Below are 22,578 nucleotides of genomic sequence, written 5' to 3'. Positions count from 1 at the left end.
TTTACTTTTTAAAGTTCAAAATTTCTTTAGTACAAACCATATATGTAGAATCATTTTTTAAGATTATATAATAGTTTAACTTTTCATTTTCTTTTTGATTCTTTTTAAAAATCACAGAATATTTACCATTTAGAATACTTTTAGATACTTCTATCTGAATGGAATCTGGATTAACACTAATTATTTTCCAGATTCCTTTAGCCTCTTCTTCTAGTCTATCTAATTCTTTATAATTTCCTTTTACATCATCATTGGCTGTTACTATAACAGGAAGACTAATCTTTTGTTTAGTAATGAAAATATTGTTTTCTAAAGGATGAAAATCCGTTTGACGACAGAAATACGATTTGCTAAAATCTATATTACATACACCTTGCAAATTATCATACAGAGGAGTATGCTTTTTGACCATAGTAAAAATACAAAAGATTGCTATTATAACAATCACTGTTAAGAAAGCACGCTTTTTACCTTTTAATAAAAGGTTTGTAAGTCTTATTTGTTCTATCATATCTCCCAGATTTTGATAAAATATTTTGTCCTATTTTGTCAATGTTTTTATCTTTTGTTGTATTTTCTCCTTGAAAAACATAATTTAGAATTGCGCCCATCTTATTAGTGTCCTTTCTGTAATTATCGGGAATTGAATTCATTTGGCTATTTACCGCTCTTATTGCTTTTCTGAAAGAGGCCATTTGATCGTCAAATGCATTACTATCCCAAAAGGTCGAAAGTGTCATATATGTATCTACCGCATAATTTGCAAAGTCTAGTATGGCAATCGCTCCAACAGCCTTAGCTGATCCTCTTACAGGCATAGGGTCAAAACTATGGAATCTTCTATCTTCTTGGCCAGTAGATTTCGCAATTGGTCTCCTGATTCTTACATTCCCATCTTTTGGGTCTATACCAGCTGGTTTACGCCCTATGGTGAAACTTTTATGTGCATAATTGTCAACAGAAATTTTTCCGATTTCTGTGTTTATACCAAGTTCTCCTGGTCTCCAATTATCAGGATTATTATTAGCTCTTTTGAAATTGGATTGCATAGTTTTGCTAAAATTTTCTATTCTTATTCCAAACACCCCATTACCACGGTATTCAATGAGTGATCCTCGTTCCCATGGCCAGGACCAATTACCATTCGGATCTATTAATCTCACAGGATTATCCAAGGTATATACATATCTATTGCTGTCCGATAAAACCTCTATATACTGCAATATCCTCTCTCAATCCTGCTGAAATAGGCATGATTTGTTCTTATTTCAAATTCCAAGCCCCCCCACTAGAATAATGACAACTCTTCTGGTGGGGCTTTTACCTGGGTAATCAATCTATCCCAGTCTCTATGTGGCCGTTCAAAGAAACTCTGTATTGAGACATAACTCATAAGTAGAATTCTTATCATTGTTGCCAAGCCTGAGAAACTCCAAGGTCTCTTTATTTTGTTCTTCACTAGGGTTATAAGCAGATTGGCTATAAGTGTAATCCATATTTGTATTTTTATAGCGTTCGCACTCTCTCCATAGAAGTATCTTAGCGGGAAATTCTGTTTTATTTGTTTAAATAAGGTTTCTATTTGCCATCGTCTCTTATAGATAGCTATAATATCTTCTGCTGACATCTGAAAATCATTGGTCAGCAGAGATATGAATCTGATTTTCCCTTTCTTGGTCTTATCCTGATATGTGATTTTTCTTGCTTTATGGTAAATATCTTTTTCCTTTGTATGCTTATGGAAGAGAATGGTTTCTACGCGTACAGCTCCATAATCTGTAGTCATCTGGTAATCTGTATCAGCAATCCTTTCAAAGCTAAGATTATTTTTCATCTTAGTTACATATATAACGCCTCTTTGCGTCAGTTCAGAGAACTTTTCATAGTTTATATAGGCTCGGTCAAAAGCAATCAGGTCCTCATTGGCGTATCGTTCTGGGATAAGTGCAAACTGATCATGACTAGCTGCAGATGTGAACTTAATATCGCTTGGAACATTCTCATTGGCAAATATCTCTGTATGTACTTTTATTCCACCCTTCTTCTTACCAGTTTTGGGATTACGTCCTACACCTTTAAAGACCAAGTTAGAAAACAGACTTATTGTCGTAGAATCTATTATCTTTAGATTCTTCAGCCATTTAGGCTGTCCACAATTTCGGCTGTCCGAGTAAAGCTCATGGCGGTATTTCTCATATAGGTTCATATAGATCGAACCGAATATCTCGGAATCTCGGCGTTTATTTGCATCTGACAAGGTACTTCGACAAGGGAAATGCTTTAAACCAAGATGATTAAAGCGATTAACATTAGCAAAGAGAGAGGCTTTTATCTCACGCAGAGAGTCTAAACGCAGCATTACTGCATAAAGCATGACAACAAGATGATGCCATGCATCAAACTTCTTTATATAGTGTTCACCTCCCTGAGCTTGGCTCAGAGAGAGAATTTTATCACGATTAAAATAGTTTAACAGTTGAACATATAGTGGCTGTCCGATAAAATGTGTACTTTTGTTCATCTTATTTCATTGTTTTATTATGACAACTACAAAGGAAATAAGAAGGGCTGAATGTGCAAAACAATCAGCCCGTTTTTTTATTATTCTGAATTAAAAAGATATGAACGCAAAAAAAGTTTTATCGGACACCAATAATACATATCCACCTGTGGCGACATATTTCTCGGCTAATCTATCCACCCCATACCAAATACTTGCTATCGGGTTCATGTACCTTGCACCATAATAGTACAGACCGGTCTCCTCATCGAACTGCTTGCCGTTGAACTTATACGGCAGGTCTTCGCTGCTACTATGCTCGTCAACTAACAGTTCACCGTATGGAAGATATGCATCATATTGCGTGATGTTGGCTTTATCATCTGTGATGTAAGACGTACTGCCAAGGTGGTCACTGTGATAGAAGAAGGTTTCTTCTTTCGTAGTATCATTGGGAATGTAACCATAACCAGCCTGCGGGTCATCAGGGTTACTTGGGTCGTTCCATGAGACTGGTGCACCGGGGTTGGTGCCTGGTGTCGTGTTAGGATGTGGAGTCTGAATCCAACCCTGTGGCACATCGTGGTTGCCGAGTTCGGTGAGGACGGCATTATAACCTACACCCGTGTTCTCTGGATCACCATACGCACCCTTCTCTGTAGGTACACCAGGGGCTACACCCACCTTCTTATAATATGCTTCCTTCTGTGTCTGAATCTGATTCATGCGTTCAGCATAATCCTGCTGACCAGCTGTTACGTATGAACCGTTGCGTCCGTAAACGTTGTTAAACAGACCCGTTCCTATCCTTGAAGCGATTCGTTTGTCACCAATGAAGTAATGCTTCGTGAATCTATTCTTGTTAACAGAGAGAATACTTGCAGGATAAAGCGTGAAGTTGTCCGTCTCATGGAATGTAATACCCTGCGGTGCACCATTGATATACACACCTTCCATCGTACCGTAACTCTTCATGATGCGTTCACCAGCAGCATTGTAAGTATATCGACTCGTTTTGCCATTGTCAGAGAGTACCATCAGACGGTTGTCTTCATCCCAGTACATCTCGCGGGTAGTGTTGGTTGAATCGTTCGTTACCAGTGTTGGATTACCGTTGGAATCGTATGTGTAATGGTCATGACCTATCTGTGTTGGAGCCGTCGGATGGTTACTGTCCTCGTACTTATAAGCAAAGTTATAAGACTTCGCAGTTGTTGTTGAATCCACCTTCTGCACCTTTGTCAGCGGTTCACTCATCCGTCCGAACGACATCACCATATCATACGATGCACGCTTAGCCTTACCGCTTGCGTGGATAAGGCGGTTTAGTTCGTCATACTCATACGTATGCGAACTCCTTCCTCCTAACTTCGCCCTATTGAGTTTTGTAAGCGACGTTGGGTCGGTAGCATTCGTAATACCGAGGATATTATCCACAGCATCATAACGATACCTGTTCTCCATCACAGTCTGACCGTCCGCTGTAAGGTTCATCACCTGCAGACGTTCACGCTGCTTGTCGTAGGTATAGGTAGTCTCCGTGCCGTTACCGAGTTTCGTATAGACCGTATGACCCTCCTTGTCGTAACCTATCCTGTCAACAATAACGCTCTGACGTCCCTGTTTATTGCTCGTCATGCTCTCCACCTGTCCGGCAGCATTGTAGTGATAGGTAACCACCTCGCCATCAGGGTAAGTCATCGTCTGCACACGGTTCCAGCTATCATACGTAGCACCATAGACATAAGTCCTGATATCCGCCACACTCGCCATGACTGTACGGACAGTCTTCGTCACCTCACCCTGTCGACCGTAGTAGTAGGCTTCACCGCCACTCGCATCCTCTACGAGGGCAAGACGACCAGCACGGTTATACTTATCGCCAGCCTTACCATAGGTATAAGTAACACGATTAAAGAGGTTTTCTGGATAAAGTACCTCATGGAGTCGCTCGAAGTCGTAGGTGTAAGAGATGTAACCCTTGTCAGATATCGACTTCCTAAGCTCTGCCGTAAGCTTCGTCAGGAGGTTGCCTGCCGCATCATAGGTCATATCCGTTTCACCAGCATCAGGATGGTTCACCATCAGTTTGCGACCAAGTAGGTCGTAGGCATACTTCGTCTCCCTGCCGTTAGGATGCTGAACCGTCATCACCTGTCCGACAGGGTCATAGCTGTACTTCACCGTGATATCCTCACCACGGGCATGCTGCACCGTTTCACGGTTGCGCCCCTTGGCATCCGTATAGCTCTCCGCATGTCGTCCCAGTGCATCCGTGACTGTTGTCTGGAGCATCGGTCCACCGTCATGGCTTTGGATGGTGTAGGCACTCATTAATTTTCTTCATAACTTGCCTTTTAGTAAAATCACTATATATTCCTCTTCTTCTATTCCTTAAATGTAGAGTAAAACATTTTTGGGCTTTAGCCAATAAACCTTTTTTTAGATAATATACTCCTTCAAGATATTTCGTGTCATTCTTTATAGATTTAGCCCATTTTAAACCTTCTCCAGATTTACTATAGGCTATATGTATTGTACTAACACGTTTAATTTGTTTAATAATGACAAAAGCTTCATCTAGCCTATCCAAGTTCAGCAATGCAAATATATAATTATACTTAACCAAGTAGTCTGCGGAATTCAACTCAAACGCTTTTCGTGAATATTCATATGCTTCTTCCAATTGTTCCAACTTAGTGCAAACATTGGATAGTTCCGTTAAGAAGAATGATTCATTATAATATTTTTTTGACATTTTTACTAAGAATAGTTTAAGATTATTCCATTGTGATTCGGCTTTAAGAAGTGACAATCTTTCATCTATTCGCTTCGTCTCCTCTTGCAGTAAGAAACCATTACTTCCCATTTTTACGTTTATTTGGATTTGCTTTCTTTTGATATTTTTTATTTTTGTCTCCCCGGTTACTATTTCGATTCTGTCCATATGAAGATCCGGCTCGATGAGCAGTGTGCTTATCACTAGTTGATTTTCTAGCACCTTTTGTATGCTCTGCAGCTAAGAAGATAGACTCTTTGGGACTGCTATTTGCGCTTACAAACTCATTATAGACGTATGCTCCGAAGCCGACTAAGCCTACTATTGGTATTGCTATATCATCCACAGTTCCAATACCTGTAGCATCATCAGCACCTAAAACAATAATACTAGATGTCGCAAAGGCCATAATTGCTTGAGCTGTGGATGAACCATGTGGAGATGAGACAACATCTTTTTTATAATATACTTTTGTCCTTTTTGTACGTTGATTCTTCGGATAACTTACGATACGTCCATCAGTATCCACTAACTTCACCGGATTATCCAGCGTATACACATATCCACCCATACTTGCATACTTCTCTGCCAATGGATCCACTCCATACCAAAGACTCGTGATTGGATTCATGTACCTTGCACCATAATAGTACAGGCCTGTCTCTTCATCGAACTGTTTACCATTGAACTTATACGGTAGGTCCTCACTACTGCTATGCTCGTCAACTAACAGTTCACCGTATGGTAGGTAAGCATCATACTGGGTGATGTTGGCATGATCGTCTGTGATGTAAGACGTTGAACCTAAGTGGTCACTGTGATAGAAGAAAGTTTCCTCTTTCGTTGTGTCGTTAGGAATGTAGCCATAACCTGCCTGCGGGTCATCAGGGTTGCTTGGGTCGTTCCATGAAACTGGAGCACCGGGGTTGGTACCTGGTGTGGTGTTAGGATGTGGAGTCTGAATCCAACCCTGTGGCACATCATGGTTGCCGAGTTCGGTGAGGACGGCATTATAACCTACACCCGTGTTCTCTGGATCACCATACGCACCCTTCTCTGTCGGTACACCAGGGGCTACACCCACCTTCTTATAATACGCCTCTTTCTGTGTCTGAATCTGATTCATACGCTCAGCATAGTCCTGCTGACCAGCCGTTACGTATGAACCGTTGCGTCCATAGACGTTATTGAACAATCCTGTACCGATACGGCTGGCGATTCGTTTGTCACCAATGAAGTAATGCTTCGTGAATCTATTCTTGTTTACAGAGAGAATACTTGCAGGATAAAGCGTGAAGTTGTCTGTCTCATGAAAGGTAATACCCTGTGGTGCACCGTTGATATACACACCCTCCATCGTACCGTAACTCTTCATAATACGCTCGCCGGCAGCGTTGTAAGTGTAACGACTTGTCTTGCCATTATCAGAGAGTACCATCAGGCGATTGTCTTCATCCCAGTACATCTCACGGGTAGTATTCGCTGAATCGTTCGTTACCAGCGTTGGATTACCGTTGGCATCATAGGTGTAATGATCGTGACCAATCTGCGTTGGAGCCGTCGGATGGTTACTGTCCTCATATTTATAAGCGAAGTTATAAGACTTAGCAGTTGTCGTTGAGTCCACCTTCTGCACCTTCGTCAGCGGCTCACTCATCCGTCCGAACGACATCACCATGTCATACGATGCACGCTTAGCCTTACCGTTTGCATGAATAAGGCGGTTCAGCTCATCATACTCATACGTATGCGAACTCCTTCCTCCTAACTTCGCCTTGTTGAGTTTCGTCAGCGACGTTGGGTTGGCAGCATTCGTGATACCAAGGATATTGTCCACAGCATCATAGCGATACTTGTTTTCCATCACAGTCTGACCATCCGCTGTAAGGTTCATCACCTGCAGACGTTCACGCTGCTTATCGTAGGTATAGGTTGTCTCCGTGCCATTACCAAGCTTCGTATAGACCGTATGACCCTCCTTATCGTAACCTATCCTGTCAACAATAACGCTCTGACATCCCTGTTTATTGCTCGTCAAGTGTTTAGAGAGCTACAGTAACATCACTCCATAACTCTATCTTTTTATCAATTACTCACTAACATAATCAACATTATTACGTGGAAAACCTTCCTTTATAACATATCCTTTTTCAATATATTTATTTTCATACGATACCATAATGCATCTCCCATCTTTAGCATAGAATTTCCATCTTCCTATTCTGTAAAGTTCCCCCTTATCCCTTTTTACAAAGCCTTCTTCTGCTATATCATTATTTGTATAATAGTTTTGTACAAAATAGATAGAATCTGTATCAGATACGCTAAACTCCTTAAATTGCTTTAACTTATTCTGGGGTATTATTCTTAACACTTGTCTCATTTTCTTTTGCTTTTCCATTTTACTTATCTCCAAGAAAAGACTCTCTCTGATAATATTTAAGGTATCTAAGTCTAAGTCTTTACTCCATTTTCTTAATAATGGAGAATAGGTATAGAATGATGAACCATAATAGAAAGATAAACGGAAATCGCCGATTCCTACACAGGAGTATCTAAAAGAAAGATTCTTATATATGAGACCTCCACCCAAATCATATCCCTTTATTCCTATCGAGTCTAAGGATAGAGGATAGGTATGTCGTTCCATATTGTATTTTTCTATCTTAGCGATTAGTTCATCTCCATGACTGTAGTATGAATTAAGCATAAAGCTATCATAAGCTGTTTTGCCAATGAAGAAAGCTAAGATAGATAACAAACAAATAATTATAATTTTCTTTTTCATTTTTTTTCTTTTGGCATAATAAAGTTAAACTTATCTTGGCTTGGGACATAATCGATGGGATGATCCTCACCTTTTAAATTAATATTTATAGTACTGGCGGCTGGATTAAACTTCAAAAAGATATTTCCAGTATTATTCCGATTAAATTTATCTATTAGGTTCATTACATCAGCCTTTGTATTATTGTTAGGTTGATAATAAGCATTCATTACCAACTCTGAGAACTCTATAGCTACGCTAAGCTTCAATTTGTCAGATGTGTGGGCAAAGGTCCTGGTACGACTGGCTCTCTCATCAACTGATGCATGTAAAAGATGATTTTTATAAGCGTTTCTTTGATCATCAAGTTTATGGAAATACTCATGTTGTAATATATTCATTAAGTCATATTTATTATCTAACCAACTATCTACAGTTCCATTTGAATTAGATGGTTGTAGCCAGATTCCTTTGTCACTAGGATCATAATGAGCAAGAATACCAAGTTTTTCATTACCTTTAGCACCTACTAATCCATGGACGCCTGCTTGTTTTGCATAATAGCCAGCAATATTAGCCACTATTTGGAGATTATCTCCTCTTCCAATTCCCCAAAAATATGGAGAAATATTATAACTAGATAGACTATGTCTATTCCCTTTAGGATCAACGATCGTTATATAGACAGAATGATCATTTATAACTTTCACGATTCTTCCATCCCCATTAATATGGACTTCATCATTTCCATCAACGTCAACCCGCCTTACAGGGTTTTGCCTGCAATAAAGATATGAACCACTCGCTTGATACTTTTCCGCTAACGGATCCACCCCATACCACAGACTCGTGACGGGATTCATGTACCTTGCACCGTAATAGTACAAGCCAGTCTCGTCATCGAACTGTTTGCCGTTGAACTTATACGGTAAGTCTTCACTTGATGAGTGTTCGTCTACAAGGAGTTCGCCGTATGGCAAGTAAGCATCATATTGCGTGATGTTAGCTTTATCATCTGTGATGTAAGACGTTGAGCCGAGGTGATCACTGTGATAGAAGAAGGTTTCTTCTTTTGTAGTATCATTAGGAACGTAGCCATATCCAGCCTGTGGGTCATCAGGATTGCTCGGGTCGTTCCATGAGACTGGGGCACCGGGGGTGGTGCCTGGTGTGGTGTTAGGGCGTGGAGTCTGAATCCAACCCTGTGGCACATCATGGTTGCCAAGTTCGGTGAGGACGGCATTATAACCAACACCCGTGTTCTCTGGGTCACCATACGCGCCCTTCTCTGTTGGTACACCAGGGGCAATGCCCTGCTGCTTATAGTATGCCTCTTTCTGCTTCTGTATCTGAGTTATACGCTCAGCATAGTCCTGCTGCCCAGCCGTTACGTATGAGCCATTGCGTCCATAGACGTTGTTAAACAGACCTGTTCCAATCCTTGAAGCGATTCGTTTGTCACCAAGGAAGTAATGCTTCGTAAATCTGTTTTTGTTGACAGAGAGGATACTTGCAGGATAAAGCGTAAAGTTGTCCGTTTCGTGGAACGTGATTCCCTGCGGTGCACCATTGATATACACACCCTCCATCGTACCGTAACTCTTCATGATGCGTTCACCAGCAGCATTGTAAGTGTAACGACTCGTCTTGCCATTGTCAGAGAGTACCATCAGACGGTTGTCCTCGTCCCAGTACATCTCACGAGTAGTGTTGGTTGAGTCATTCGTTACCAGCGTTGGATTACCGTTGGCATCATACGTGTAATGATCGTGTCCTATCTGCGTTGGAGCGGTGGGGTGGTTGCTGTCCTCATACTTATAAGCAAAGTTATAAGACTTAGCAGTTGTCGTTGAGTCCACCTTCTGAACCTTCGTCAGCGGTTCACTCATCCGTCCGAACGACATCACCATATCATACGATGCATGCTTAGCCTTACCGCTGGCATGAATAAGGCGGTTCAGCTCATCATACTCATACGTATGCGAACTCCTTCCTCCCAGCTTCGCCTTGTTGAGTTTCATCAGCGATGTTGGGTTGGCGGCATTCGTAATACCGAGGATATTATCCACAGCATCATAACGATACCTGTTCTCCATCACAGTCTGGCCGTCCGCTGTAAGGTTCATCACCTGCAGACGCTCACGCTGCTTATCGTAGGTATAGGTAGTCTCCGTGCCATTACCGAGTTTCGCATAGACCGTATGACCCTCCTTGTCGTAACCTATCCTGTCAACAATAACGCTCTGACGTCCCTGTTTATTGCTCGTCATGCTCTCAACCTGTCCTGCAGCATTATAACGATAGGTCACCACTTCACCGTCAGGATAAGTCATCGTCTGCACACGGTTCCAGCTATCATAGGTAGCACCATAGACATAAGTCCTGATATCCGCCACACTCGCCATGACTGTACGGACAGTCTTTGTCACCTCACCCTGTCTGCCATAGTAATAGGCTTCACCGCCACTCGCATCCTCAACGAGGGCAAGACGACCAGCACGGTTGTACTTATCGCCAGCCTTACCATAGGTATAAGTAACACGATTGAAGAGATTTTCTGGATAAAGCACCTCATGGAGTCGCTCGAAGTCGTAGGTGTAAGAGATATAACCCTTGTCGGATATCGACTTCCTAAGCTCTGCCGTGAGCTTTGTCAAGAGGTTACCTGCCGCATCATAGGTCATATTCGTTTCACCCGCATCAGGATGGTTCACCATCAGTTTCCGACCAAGCAAGTCGTAGGCATACTTCGTCTCCTTGCCGTTAGGATGCTGAACCATCATCACCTGACCGACAGGGTCATAGCTGTACTTCACCGTGATATCCTCACCACGAGCATGCTGCACCGTTTCACGGTTGCGCCCCTTGGCATCCGTATAGCTCTCCGCATGTCGTCCCAGTGCATCCGTAACCGTTGTCTGGAGCATTGGTTCACCGTCATGGCTACCGATAGTATAAGCCGTACGTGTCACACTGCCGTCAGCAAGCGTAACACTCGTGGTACGATCGTGCGTATCATACTCCGTTTTTGCCTGCAGATCACCCGTCGCGTGGTTGTAAGTGCCGATGTTACCATAGCTCTCCGTCATTGGGTAATAAGCCGCAATATTACGTCCAAAGGCATCGATGACAGCCCTTCCAGTAACGATGGAGACCTTTTGATTGCTACCACCAGACCACACTACACCCGTCTGCTTCGTCTGAACGGCACGCATCAGCGAGTCGGCAAAGGTATAGGTATCTATGTTACCTTCCTTAGAATAATGGATGGTATGTGCCTTACGTTCTGCAGGGAAGTACTCAAAGCGGATAGTAAACGGCTGACCGCTCTCTATCTCATACGGAGCACGGATCGTCATCTGTCTGCCCTGTGCATCGTAGGTGTATTCCATCTTCTGCCCGTTGAGGTCGGTCGTTACAGACGGAGCATTCCAAAGACCATCATAAGCCGTACTGGAGCTATAGCCGTATGCATCCTTGACACTTGTCACAAGACTGTGATAGAGGTCATCATAGGTATAGGCATAGAACATACGCTGATGATTGTAGTTCTCCGGCTTCATCATACGTGTGATGTTACCATAGCCATCGTAAGTCATGTTATAGACAGAAGGCTTGTCACCGTTATGGAGCACGATCTCCGTTATCTCACCGTTTCCGTCCACCTTCGTGCTGCGTTCACGATAAGTCTTACCACCACTGCTGACAGTGATATGGCTCGGGATACTGACAATATACTTGTCGGCTATCTTATGATAGTTGATATCTGCCTCTAAGCTATAGCCCGTTGTCGTCTCCTTATATCCCTGTAGGTTACCATAGTCATCGTAAGTATTGCTGACAGCAACCGCCAGACTGTCCCCATCAAAGTTACTCTGAACGAGTGTCTTTAGGGCAGGGAAGACAACAGCATCTGTCGTATTATTACCAACGGCGAGTGTCTTCAGGTCGTAGTCATAGACAGCTCCCTGCAGCTTCTTTCCATCAGCGGTATAGAGATATTCACTCGTAACAAGTCCATGCGCATAGTAATCCCTGTTCTTACCATAGGTCTGTACCGAGTAACGATAGAGTCTATCACCGTTCTCGGTGTCTATCTGATTGGTACGTACCTGCTTGAAACCATAGAAGTCACGCTCACGGCGGTCACGATAGCCACCGCTATATTCAAAAGTATTCCTGCTTCGTATTGCTCCGTTCTCCTTGTATCCACCTGTCGTCTCAACCGATGACATCACCCAGCGACGTCCCGGCAAGTCGTAACTTGGAGTTGTCTGCTCATAGTTGATATTAATATGTCCGCCGAAAGGAAGTGTCACCGAGCGCAGCATGTTCGTTCTGCCCGTAAGGTTACGATAAACAACAAGCTGCTTTCCTCCATCAGATATGATAAGATCAGGTCTTCCATCGCCATCTATATCCCTTAAGGCAGCACTCGTACGGCTAACACCACTTGACCAAGATTTGGTAACCTTAGCTGTAAACCTTAGTTTTAAAAACAGAATATGTATTGGAATAGAAACAGCAAAATTACCATATTGAGAAACGGACGTTGCCAATGACTCATTGAAACGACCTTGTTGTTCTTCGGAATAAGGAATAAATCCCGACCCAGTATTCAACATTATCGTGAACTTTTCAGCATTACGAGTTACCATATCAGGTAAGCCATCGCCATTAACATCTATAAAAGATACATTATACTTTGTTGTTGTCTTCGTTCCATTAACACCAAAAGATATATCGGCATTACCGAGAACTTCAATGGATGTACCAAGTCCTGCACCCCATGTGCTATTTTCAGAAGACTCCAATGACGTAACACCGCTATTCTCTTCATTTGTAAAGTCATATCCAAGACCAAACTTCACTTTATCACCAAAGAGCATATCAGGAAGACCGTCACCATTAAGGTCAGTCCAATCACTTTCTGTATGAGAGGTTCCAGAAGTAAAGTTCCCACTTGCACTCACGGACACACTGGAGATAGCATTACCATTGGATGAATTATGTCCATCACTACCGCCTGATGTTTCATCGTCTTGTGGTTTAGGGTTGATACTGATAGCTAAAGCACTCTTTGACGAAGCCCGTTTTGATAGACTAGCATCTGCTCCTATAGTAGAAGAACTTGCTTTAAATTTTGGTCGATTGACATTTAACTTCATGCGATCTTTACCAAGTGTACCAGTTGCATTGGTATATTGAGTAACAATATTGCCATCTACCTCCTCTAACCAATCAGGATAACCATTACCATTGATATCCATTAGAGCCACCTTGCTATAAGATGTCTGTGTACTCTTGCTGCCACTGAGTCCTGCATAAGAGACTCCACCGCTTACACCATAGCCATTACTCTTTGACTCACTCATAAGTACAGGTGCAGACAATTCACCCGCATTTTTAGCATAATGCACACTGTCTATTATAATAGCATCCTCACCAATACGAGAGCTACAGATTGTATCCAAAGAGATAAAAACATGTTCAGAGCCGCCAACATACATTCTCTTGTTAGTATCATAACCCATAACAAAGAAACGCTGTTCATTGACAGGAGTAAGACTCTCTGCAAGTCTGTTCCCATCGTGGGTAGAATGATAATGCTCGGCTATATCCTTATATTTATCTCTGTCAATGGTCAGTGCTGACACTTCTATTGGCTGGGAGGCATAGGCTTTATTGCCGTTATAAGCAAATTGTCCCCATCCTCGGTAGAGCCTGCCATAATCAACAGAATTATACCCAGAGAACACACAAGCCTCTAACGTATCCACAAGAACACGCTGCTCAGCAGTAACAACTGTGGATGTAGCACTTTGGTAAGAAAGGCTATCACGTAAGAAACTAACTTTAGCATAAGTAGATTTAGCTAATTCATTACTTATTGCAAAAGTAGCAGTTACCTTACCTGTATTTAATCGTTTAATAAGTGTTGTGTCTGTAACTACGATAGTATCTGCTTGGAGCGTATTGGATGTATTCAAACGACAGGTGTGATGCAATACGGGAAGTCCGTTTTGATCATGTAAAGTGAAATAAACAGTAGCAGTATCTGTGTCATTCTTTTTATCTTCACGCACAACGGATAGTGTTGGAGCAATGAAAAGTTTAGGACGGTATTTCCTATTTAATACGGTAACACCCTGTTTCAACACTTTACTCCCTGCTATACTAACAGGCTTGTTGAACATCCTACGAGATGCTACAAAACGTACACTTTCTTGGTCATCTTCATAATTATAGCTACCCGCCCATTGTACCTTTGTCCAATCAACTGGGGATGTAGTCGTAATTTCGAAGAAGTATGAAACAGAATCTTTCTCATCTATATTACCAGTATAGTCATAGGAATCATTGACGATACTGTCAGCAGGGAGTTTAAGTCGTTTTACAATCGTTTCACCATTATGGTCCAATCGTGTGACGATAAGTGTAACATCATCAGTAGTCTTTTCTTTCCTATAAGGGGCGTGGAGCGTAACCTTACCACTACGATTAAAGATTGCTACATTGTTTTCACCCTCTATATAATCAGCTTTACTATTATATGCTTTTAAGTCTTCTGACAGATACCGATTCTTGCCAACAGGCAAAGATATATAAGTAATTATAGGATTCCAGAGGACCTTATCATCCGCACCATCATATCGGGACTGAAGACGGAAGAAGATTCTGTCTCCTACTTTTACATCACAGTTAAGATTGTTGGTTTTGCTACCAGCTTGCAACAAAGAGTCACGAACTAAGAAACCGTCACCCTCATGTTGAATGCTGTAGATGATACCATCACCTTGATTGCTAAGCTTCTTTATAGTACTTTGTATGTTGACTCTGCCATTAAAAGGCGCGCACCACATACGGACAGCATCATTTAGTGGATATTCCTTTTCCAAGGAATCACGGATAACCTTATAGTCTGGGATAAAATGTTTATCAATAGGAGCCCCTTCGCCAATAATAGGATTGGCAGTTACACTACTTGCTGGACTAAATACTGGTTTCCCGTCTACAATATGATTAAAATATACCTGACCATTGACAGCAATGTCCGTAAGACCATCACTGTTGAAATCATAAAGATAGGTGGTTGTCTTGTCTTGATCTTTTGAATGTGTATAAGAAATTCCAACAGAGGCTTTAAGTTTACCTATAAGACCAACTTCAACAGCTGCATCAGCATTAAGAGAACGACTGGTACTATTACCATCAGAGAAAGAGTTTACTCCTGATATCAATATTGTTTCTCCGAAGAGTAAATTCTTTCCATCTGCGCTCATGTTCTTACGATAGTAAAGTTTGTTACCTCGTTTGAAGAGCTTATCTGGCAACCCGTCACCATCAATATCTACAAAAGCAACTTTACCAGAATTTGAACTCTTACTATTAGAGAAAGATGGACCAACATTTACTGTTCCAGCAGCGAAGCCAATACCTACCATTGTTCCCCAACCCGTAGTGTGGCTTTTTGAAGCTCCACCACCAAGAAGACTTAGATTGTCATCACACCCACGAACCGAATGGCTGAGGAATGCCTCGTAATCTTCTCCTTCGGCCTTCCATAATTCTGCCTTAGAAGAGAAAAGGCCATTTTTGAGGTCATTGTAATAGTCAAAAGATTGTGTAGCAACCTTACCATCCCTACTATCGTTCTGATCAATGCTCTTTAGCAGTATCTTGCCAAACGGTCCTTCTTCATAGTTTAAGGTATAGCTGCGGAGCTGCTGACCATTATTCTTCACTATGACCTTACGGAGTAGCCCTTTGTCCTTTTGCATAATGCCAAGTCTTCCGCTACTCGTCACATCTTTTCGGTCTGTGGCTGTAGAGTCAATATCAAACTCAATGCTATACAGTCCTTCCGTCTCCCCGAGTCCTGTCCATGTATAGCGTTCAGGATAAAGGTTATTGCCAGACTTCATGTAATGGAAAGCGGCAAAGTTCCCGTGGACATCGGTAACACGATCAAGTGCCCATTTGATACGGTTACCATTGGTATCTGTAAGAGAGGTTGCATCACTGACATGACCACCATGACCACCATAACTATAGACTGTACCATCCTTGCCAGTCACTTCCCAGTAATAGTTCTTCGGGCTGTTACCCTTTCGGATAATCCTACTGAAACCACCTTCAGTCATTGGATAGAACTGCTTATCAGCTTGTCTTGCCAGAGAATCAGTCCTACGATAGAGTCGGTCACTAAGCTGCTGTCCCATGAGGAGATAGCTCTCACTTTCGTACTGATCTTCGAAACGTGGTACACCCCATCGGGTCTCTATGTCAATGCTCTGCACCGGAAAACTCCATCCGTAACCAACAAAGCTACTGCCTCCCTCACTGCTGTACTGTAAGCCGGCACTTACACCAATATCATTACGCCCTGCAGGAACGTCGAAAGGATAGGACAGTGACGCCGTGCCATTCTGATTAGCTGATGGAGCTTCTATCTGCTGGATACCCGCTGCAGGGTCAGCAGCCTTCAGTTCACTGATACCTGTAGGGACATAGTTCTGTGTTTCGGGACTCTCAGGAACTTTGATGATACCATTGATGACATCCGTAAAATGTGAAGTCTCTGCCATTGCCACCTCACGTTTAGTATCAATACCTTTTGACTGGAGCATTGTCCAGCGTTGGTGCAGTTCATCATAGTAATAGGTGTGGATATCATCTACAGTATAGCCTTTCGGTATCAACGTGCTGTCGTAAGGTACTGCGATACTTGCCAGATGATGGACGAAATGATTGCCATGAGGTAAGAAGCGATAACCTGACACCGTATCGGTTCTTGCCATCAATGTATCACAGCCACCTGTAACATTCACCATACCCGTAGGCAAGGTTGGTAGTTCACCTTTTCTAAGTGGTGTAATACTGAGAACTTTACCCTTTTCCATAGCCTCACGTGGTACGGCAAGCTGGGCACGCCCAACATTGAGTGTATCGCTGTCGGAGTTAGCAAAGAACTTGCTGACGGTACGTTTGCCTAAGTCTGCAAAAAGTCTTGCAGATTTCCTGTTCGGCTTGTGAGTATCTACATGATTCAACTTTTGATTTCTTACAACTTCTTTGGAGAATCTCTTCACAGAAGAGTTCCGTACACTGTCCTTAACTTGTGTGTGTAAGGAAGTAGTCTTTCGGGAAGTGCTATCTTTTTGTACAGAAGAGACTGTATCACTGGATGTAGAATCACTGATTACAGTTTCTTTAGCAGAACGATTACTTCCACCATTACAGGAGTTTAGTATGATTCCTGCCAGCAACAGAAACGGAAGGAGAAGTGAATGTGTAGAATACTTCATTATTCTTGCTATTTTGTTTTAGGCCTAAAGGTCCTTAGTATATATACTTGCGTTGGAAAATTTATAAAGGATAAAAAGAGAATTACTTTCTCACCAGTTTAAATGTCTTTTCTTTGCTACCACTTTGCAGTGTCAATAAGTAAACACCTGTCTGTGGCAGATAAACTTTAGTGGAGAAATATGTATCTGGCATATTCGCCTGACGACTGACAAGAGCTCCACCCGCCGTATAGAGTGCCATGTCCAATGGAGCAGCTTCGCTCAGTTCCACCTGCACACCGACATATCCATTCGCCGTTGGATTAGGACTTACACTTACATTCGCAAAGAAGTCACTATTTCCGTCAGAAGGGTTTATGGAAGGAATCTCTGTGATACCTGTCTTCGATATCTGAAACTCATTCTCAGCCTTGTTGCCCACATGGTCTGTCGTCGTAAGAAGGTATTTCCCTTCTATGAGTCCGTCAACAGACAGTATGCTGTCGCTTGTAGTACGATTGAAAACAGACATGTGTTCTCTCTGTAGAATCATCTTGTAAGGAGCAATACCACCTGTTACTCTGACAGAAAGTGTTCCTGTGCTGCCGCTCTTCTCCGTTGGCTGCTTTACTTCTATTGTTGTAAACATATCTTTGGCAGCTCGTAGCGTGAATACATCACGTTTACCTAACGGTATAGTCTTAAAGACAATACTGTCACCAACTGTCATGTTTGCCTTATGATAGCTTAGAGTTTTGACAGGAAAACTCCCCGTTCCTGTAGGATCAACGGCAAGATAGTAGCTCTCACCTTCTGCAAGAGGTTGTATCTGGCGTAGCTGCTTACCATCAGCTACAATATCAACATTAGGCTTGTCAACCCGTGTTGCTGCATTCATCCATCGTCTACCTATCCACTTACCGTAGGCCTTACTCTGGCGGAAAGAAAGCTTGCCATTATTGTCACCCCAAAGAAGACTCTCACCATCTTCAAGAGGTTTACTCATACTGATTGTAAGGAAACCATCTTCCTCACAGCTCTTGGCTCTTGTCTTATGCAGGGCAGAGGCTTTGTCTGAGATAAGGCCAGCTATACGGTGGCTATAATCCTTGTTGGTATACCCATTCCAAATAACCTCGCTTCTTGAATTAAGGTAACTGCTGCGAAGACTCACGTCATATTTCAAAGCAAGATAGCTTTCCACACGGCAACGTTCTGTATCAGAAAGGCGGCGATCGAAGACGGTATACTCAACAGTTCTACCATCAAGGTTCTTTACAGGCAACTTAGCATTCCCATTCCGACCGATATGCAAAGTCTGACCATTACCCATATTGGAAGAGGTCGTATAGCTATAAAGTCGCATTTCAGGGAGCGAGTCCTTGGCATAATTCATGAATGTACCATCGCCAAGGTTAGCAGCACGTTTAGTTGTCTGTATACGGGTAATAGCTTTTCCACTTCCAAGAGACCATATTGCCTGTTCTTTTTCGCCATATACCTTACTTACGCCTATATAGGTAAGTCCAGCACCAGCAGAGACACGGACAGAGGTAGAATCGTGTGACCATACCATTGGCTTATCTACACCACCTGGGGTCTGAGCTGTAGCAGAAAGAGTGGATATGAAGAAGAAAACTACTGTGAGGTATTTATGTTTCATATTGAGACTATTTTAATATGATTCGAGGATGCTGCTTATTTAGCTTTACCAAGTGGAAGACTATAGCCAATGGTAAGGCTGACAGTCTGCAGATTGTTCATACGCTCCTGATAGCCATAGTCATTAGCACTGGTGCGGAGAATATCATTAAATCCGAAACCGTATTCCAGTCCTGCCTCCAGACCATTCTTTACATCAACATAGCCAATCTTAATGGTAGGAATGAATGCTACTCGTGCCTTAACAGATTCTCTCAGATGATCCTGAGTACGTTCTGCCTGCTGTCGATATACCTCTCCAATACGGTCATTAGTAAAATCGATATTACGGCTGCCAAACGGAATAGCAGCACTAATTCCTGCTCCCATATAGAACTTTGGGAAAGCATAGAAACGAAGCAGGACTTGTGGAGTAATGAAATTATAATGAAATCGTGTAGTCTCGGTTACATTTTCAGGTATCTTATGCTCTGTCAGCTTGCTGAGAATACGGGTGTAATCAATGCCCAGCTCAGCACCTAATCTACGATATTGCCATGTGCCAAAGATTCCAATACGAGGATTTACACCACCACGTTCACTCATTGTGAAAGTAGGGCGTATATCATAGTTCTCAATAATACTGCTTAATCCTGAAATGCTGGAATAACCAACTCCAGCTCTGAGTCCTATCCGAAAAAGGTGATAGTGAGGAAAAGAATAAGTTATCAAAGATAGTGATTCTTTCGGATTCTCCTGTACGATGGAGGGCTGACTATTCATAGAGTTGTCAAGAACATGTTCACCTATTTTCAGATTTGTTGGCTCATTGTCTGGTTCGCTCATCTCATGTTTTCTAATGGCTGTTTTATCGTTTAAATATGAAAGGTCAGTTGATAATGATGGAGAAAGGATAGGCTGCTCTGACGAGGAATGTTTGCCATTAGCAGTTTTTCTTGTCCTGCTTGATTTTTTAATTCTCCTTGTATTGATACTTGTAACGTTTCGGGGCACATTCCCCAGCTTATTATATACACAATCTGAACGTCCCGAATCCTTCTGCACTTTTGTCTTGTCTAAAGAAGAAGAGACATGCGGTGTAGTAGATTGTGATGGTGCCTTGTCTGCTGTCTTTTGTTCTATACGCTGCTCAGACTCTGGATCGTCATTAACACAGCGTTCTATACCAAAAAGAGTAGCTATGCCAAGAAAGATTCCTGCCAGAATATAACGTTTTTTCCTGTTGCTCTTGTCCTTCATAGATAAACTCATAAGGGTTAAGGTTTAAAAAGATAGCTGATACTTAGCTCTATGTTCTGTCCATGGGTTGAATGTTCTGCCCAGTTATAGTCATTACGCTCTGTCTTAATGGTAGAGTTCAATCCGAGGAAGTAACGTAAGTCTATATTCCAATGCTTGCCTATTTCATATCCAAAACCACCGCCAACAGCAATATCTGGCTGTCCTGTCAACTTCTCTTTCATTAGACGTTCCGTCTCATCGACAGTGGCAAAATGATAGTTTGCAAACTTACTGTCTTCTTGATTACTCTCGTAAGATATGCCCTTGCCATTAAGGTTAGCTCCCGCGCGTCCTCCAATTGAAATATTGAAGCCTTTGCGCCAAGGATAAATCTTCAACAGAGCAGATACGCCAATGTAATTATAACGAGGTGTTACCTTATAGTTTAACTCCTTATTATCATTATAGACAAGCTGTGAAGCCTTCTGCCAATAGCTAAATCCACCTTCAACACCTATGATGGAACCATCAACATGATACTGAGCAAATACACCAACTGTTGGCGTAAGCTGCCACTTGTCTTTGAAACTGTAATTGGAATAATAGTCTTCAGGAACAAGAATCCTATCCAGACCAGTAGTGACAGACATGCCGCCACCTAAGCGGATGCCTAACTTGAAGGCGGAATCTTGCGCGGATAAATGCCCGCATGAGAGACATAGTGCTAATACGGTGACTGACTTGATGATGTTCATATTGCTAACTGTTTGATAATTTTTGCAAAAATACGAAAAACAGTGAAAATCAACCGCAACTATCGTAAATTTAACATTTTTGTAGGCTTAATTTCCTGTAAAAGGAATGAATAGTATGAAAAACTGTGGACGAGAGGTAAAATCCATTGAGTTTGTTGGATATTTCATTTTTAGTTACTATCTTTGCCGTATCTATTGGTCTTTGAAGCATTGCAGAATAAAGAAAGGAAAAGAAACTCGCTCGTTTCTTAATCGTTCACCTTAATTATATCATATATTCTGCTTTCTATTAGTAATCAGCCAATTACATTCATACCCACTACTTTTATGCGGAGATTTGCGATTTTCGTACTGCCAAGGACATCGGCATCGACCGCCCTGAAAAGAATGAGATTCTGCATAATATACCACCCACGCCCGAACAGGAGGCGTTTATCGGCAAACTGATGGAGTTTGCCAAGAGTGGCGATGCCACGCTTTTGGGACGAGCACCTCTGAGTGAGAGCGAGGAAAAGGCAAAGATGCTCATCGCAACGGATTACGCCCGCAAAAGATTCAAGAATATTGTATCTTTCAGATAGTCAATAAAATAAGTATGAATAAAGGGTAAATGGGTTACGATTTGGAAACGAGCAAGTTGCTTACCCTTTCTTTATTCTGCATTGTCTCAAAGAATATTTAACTCAACAATGCAAAGGTAGTTTATTTCTTGAAGAAAACAAAAGAGAACATCAACTTTTACCATCAGGGGCTATTTCCGTCAATGAATATAGCTTATGTCCCTACAGAAAAACGGAGTCTCATTTTCAGCGGGTATACACCTGACATTCCCTTGTTTGCATGCATTTAAAGTGCTCGAAATGTTAAAAATGCACTTTCTGCAGAAATTTTCTTCGATTTTCTTGGCAATTTCATTTTAATACTTTATTTTTGCGATATAATAGTAAAAGATTTTGGAGTATGGAATACCTGCAGACTATTTTGCTATATGCCTTGTACATGTCGCGTATCTTTCCAATTCGTGGCGTTTGACTTTTCGGTTGGTCTATCACAATTCCAACTTTTTCTTCCCATAGTATCTTTTTGCCTTTATACTGGATATTACCAAAGTATCCTCTATAAGCTTAATTTCTTATTAACGTAAATGTTTTATAAGTATTCATTTAATAGTTAACTAAAATTATAAACCGATGAAGAACAAAGCCATTTTATCTGTACTGCTATTTGTCTTTACATATACTAAGGCAGAGGGACAGACGATTGTTTATACATATAATGCACAAGGAAGCTGTACTTCCCGAGTTATTAAGGGAACACCTCCAAAAGCCAAGAAAGCCCCAAAGGTTTCTATAGACACAAAACGGTTAAAAGTAGACCTCTCACCATCCCCGACTTTTCAAAATCAGCTTTCTATTTCGGTTATGGGATTGCCGTCTGGCCATAATTTATCATATATCATGGCAAATGTATCAGGTCAAGTTGCTTTCAATGGTTTAATTGGGAATGGAAGTATTACCTTAACGACTACAAACCTGCCAAAAGGAATTTACATTGTTAAAGTAAGTGGAGAGGACTTTGAAAAATCATATAAATTGCTTAAAAATTAG

11 protein-coding genes and 2 pseudogenes are annotated in these 22,578 nt (G+C 41.8%); 2 read left to right on the top strand and 11 right to left on the bottom strand.

Annotated elements, in window-relative coordinates; all coding sequences use genetic code 11:
• Position 1: 1 nt before the first annotated feature.
• The 11 genes and pseudogenes from HMPREF0659_RS10335 to HMPREF0659_RS10285 form a co-directional block, all read right to left on the bottom strand.
• Positions 2 to 511, bottom strand: a complete 510-nt coding sequence (locus HMPREF0659_RS10335) for a hypothetical protein (RefSeq protein ID WP_044046092.1) — start codon at positions 509 to 511, stop codon at positions 2 to 4.
• Positions 468 to 1,223: a hypothetical protein gene (locus tag HMPREF0659_RS10330; protein WP_013265128.1), complete on the bottom strand. Its 756-nt coding sequence runs from the start codon at positions 1,221 to 1,223 to the stop codon at positions 468 to 470. The genes HMPREF0659_RS10335 and HMPREF0659_RS10330 overlap by 44 nt, the downstream gene beginning before the upstream one ends.
• A 65-nt stretch (positions 1,224 to 1,288) precedes the next feature.
• Positions 1,289 to 2,521 carry an IS4 family transposase gene (locus tag HMPREF0659_RS10325; protein WP_013264582.1) on the bottom strand — a complete coding sequence of 411 codons (1,233 nt, stop codon included), beginning with the start codon at positions 2,519 to 2,521 and terminating at the stop codon, positions 1,289 to 1,291.
• A gap of 90 nt (positions 2,522 to 2,611) precedes the next feature.
• Positions 2,612 to 4,831, bottom strand: a pseudogene (locus HMPREF0659_RS10320) (RHS repeat-associated core domain-containing protein); the annotation flags it as partial.
• Positions 4,806 to 5,369, bottom strand: a complete 564-nt coding sequence (locus tag HMPREF0659_RS10315) for a tetratricopeptide repeat protein (RefSeq protein ID WP_013265358.1) — start codon at positions 5,367 to 5,369, stop codon at positions 4,806 to 4,808. The gene HMPREF0659_RS10315 and the pseudogene HMPREF0659_RS10320, both read right to left, overlap by 26 nt.
• On the bottom strand, positions 5,359 to 7,317 hold the full coding sequence (locus HMPREF0659_RS10310) for an RHS repeat-associated core domain-containing protein (protein ID WP_013265689.1): 1,959 nt from the start codon (positions 7,315 to 7,317) through the stop codon (positions 5,359 to 5,361). The genes HMPREF0659_RS10315 and HMPREF0659_RS10310 overlap by 11 nt, the downstream gene beginning before the upstream one ends.
• A gap of 51 nt (positions 7,318 to 7,368) precedes the next feature.
• Positions 7,369 to 8,067 (bottom strand): hypothetical protein, encoded by a 699-nt coding sequence (locus HMPREF0659_RS10305; RefSeq protein WP_013265301.1) that lies wholly within the window; start codon positions 8,065 to 8,067, stop codon positions 7,369 to 7,371.
• Positions 8,064 to 17,354 carry a SpvB/TcaC N-terminal domain-containing protein gene (locus tag HMPREF0659_RS10300; RefSeq protein WP_088582098.1) on the bottom strand — a complete coding sequence of 3,097 codons (9,291 nt, stop codon included), beginning with the start codon at positions 17,352 to 17,354 and terminating at the stop codon, positions 8,064 to 8,066. Before HMPREF0659_RS10300 ends, HMPREF0659_RS10305 begins: the two co-directional genes overlap by 4 nt.
• A gap of 82 nt (positions 17,355 to 17,436) precedes the next feature.
• Positions 17,437 to 18,996, bottom strand: a complete 1,560-nt coding sequence (locus HMPREF0659_RS10295; RefSeq protein ID WP_013265045.1) for a T9SS type A sorting domain-containing protein — start codon at positions 18,994 to 18,996, stop codon at positions 17,437 to 17,439.
• Positions 18,997 to 19,031: 35 nt separating this feature from the next.
• Complete coding sequence (locus tag HMPREF0659_RS10290; protein ID WP_044046090.1) at positions 19,032 to 20,234, bottom strand: outer membrane beta-barrel protein; 1,203 nt, start codon at positions 20,232 to 20,234, stop codon at positions 19,032 to 19,034.
• Positions 20,235 to 20,251: 17 nt separating this feature from the next.
• Complete coding sequence (locus HMPREF0659_RS10285; protein WP_081439555.1) at positions 20,252 to 20,971, bottom strand: porin family protein; 720 nt, start codon at positions 20,969 to 20,971, stop codon at positions 20,252 to 20,254.
• A 323-nt stretch (positions 20,972 to 21,294) separates the two neighbouring features.
• On the opposite strand from HMPREF0659_RS10285, the pseudogene HMPREF0659_RS12995 reads away from it, so the two are divergent.
• A pseudogene (locus HMPREF0659_RS12995) lies at positions 21,295 to 21,552 on the top strand (helicase); the annotation flags it as partial.
• Between the two features lie 609 nt (positions 21,553 to 22,161).
• A complete protein-coding gene (locus tag HMPREF0659_RS10275; protein WP_044046087.1) occupies positions 22,162 to 22,578 on the top strand; it encodes a T9SS type A sorting domain-containing protein in 417 nt (138 codons plus the stop codon).

The sequence above is a fragment of the Prevotella melaninogenica ATCC 25845 genome (assembly GCF_000144405.1).
Classification (GTDB): Bacteria; Bacteroidota; Bacteroidia; order Bacteroidales; family Bacteroidaceae; genus Prevotella; species Prevotella melaninogenica.
The sequence above is the reverse complement of the archived record's forward strand: the minus strand, read 5'-3'. Positions and strand labels throughout refer to the sequence as shown.

What these genes read in the sequence shown, in the direction of transcription:
- HMPREF0659_RS10335 (WP_044046092.1), bottom strand. Translation starts at nt 511, where the DNA reads ATGATAGAACAAATAAGACTTACAAACCTTTTATTAAAAGGTAAAAAG.
- HMPREF0659_RS10325 (WP_013264582.1), bottom strand. Translation starts at nt 2,521, where the DNA reads ATGAACAAAAGTACACATTTTATCGGACAGCCACTATATGTTCAACTG.
- HMPREF0659_RS10315 (WP_013265358.1), bottom strand. Translation starts at nt 5,369, where the DNA reads ATGGGAAGTAATGGTTTCTTACTGCAAGAGGAGACGAAGCGAATAGAT.
- HMPREF0659_RS10305 (WP_013265301.1), bottom strand. Translation starts at nt 8,067, where the DNA reads ATGAAAAAGAAAATTATAATTATTTGTTTGTTATCTATCTTAGCTTTC.
- HMPREF0659_RS10300 (WP_088582098.1), bottom strand. Translation starts at nt 17,354, where the DNA reads ATGAAGTATTCTACACATTCACTTCTCCTTCCGTTTCTGTTGCTGGCA.
- HMPREF0659_RS10295 (WP_013265045.1), bottom strand. Translation starts at nt 18,996, where the DNA reads ATGAAACATAAATACCTCACAGTAGTTTTCTTCTTCATATCCACTCTT.
- HMPREF0659_RS10290 (WP_044046090.1), bottom strand. Translation starts at nt 20,234, where the DNA reads ATGAAGGACAAGAGCAACAGGAAAAAACGTTATATTCTGGCAGGAATC.
- HMPREF0659_RS10285 (WP_081439555.1), bottom strand. Translation starts at nt 20,971, where the DNA reads ATGAACATCATCAAGTCAGTCACCGTATTAGCACTATGTCTCTCATGC.
- HMPREF0659_RS10275 (WP_044046087.1), top strand. Translation starts at nt 22,162, where the DNA reads ATGAAGAACAAAGCCATTTTATCTGTACTGCTATTTGTCTTTACATAT.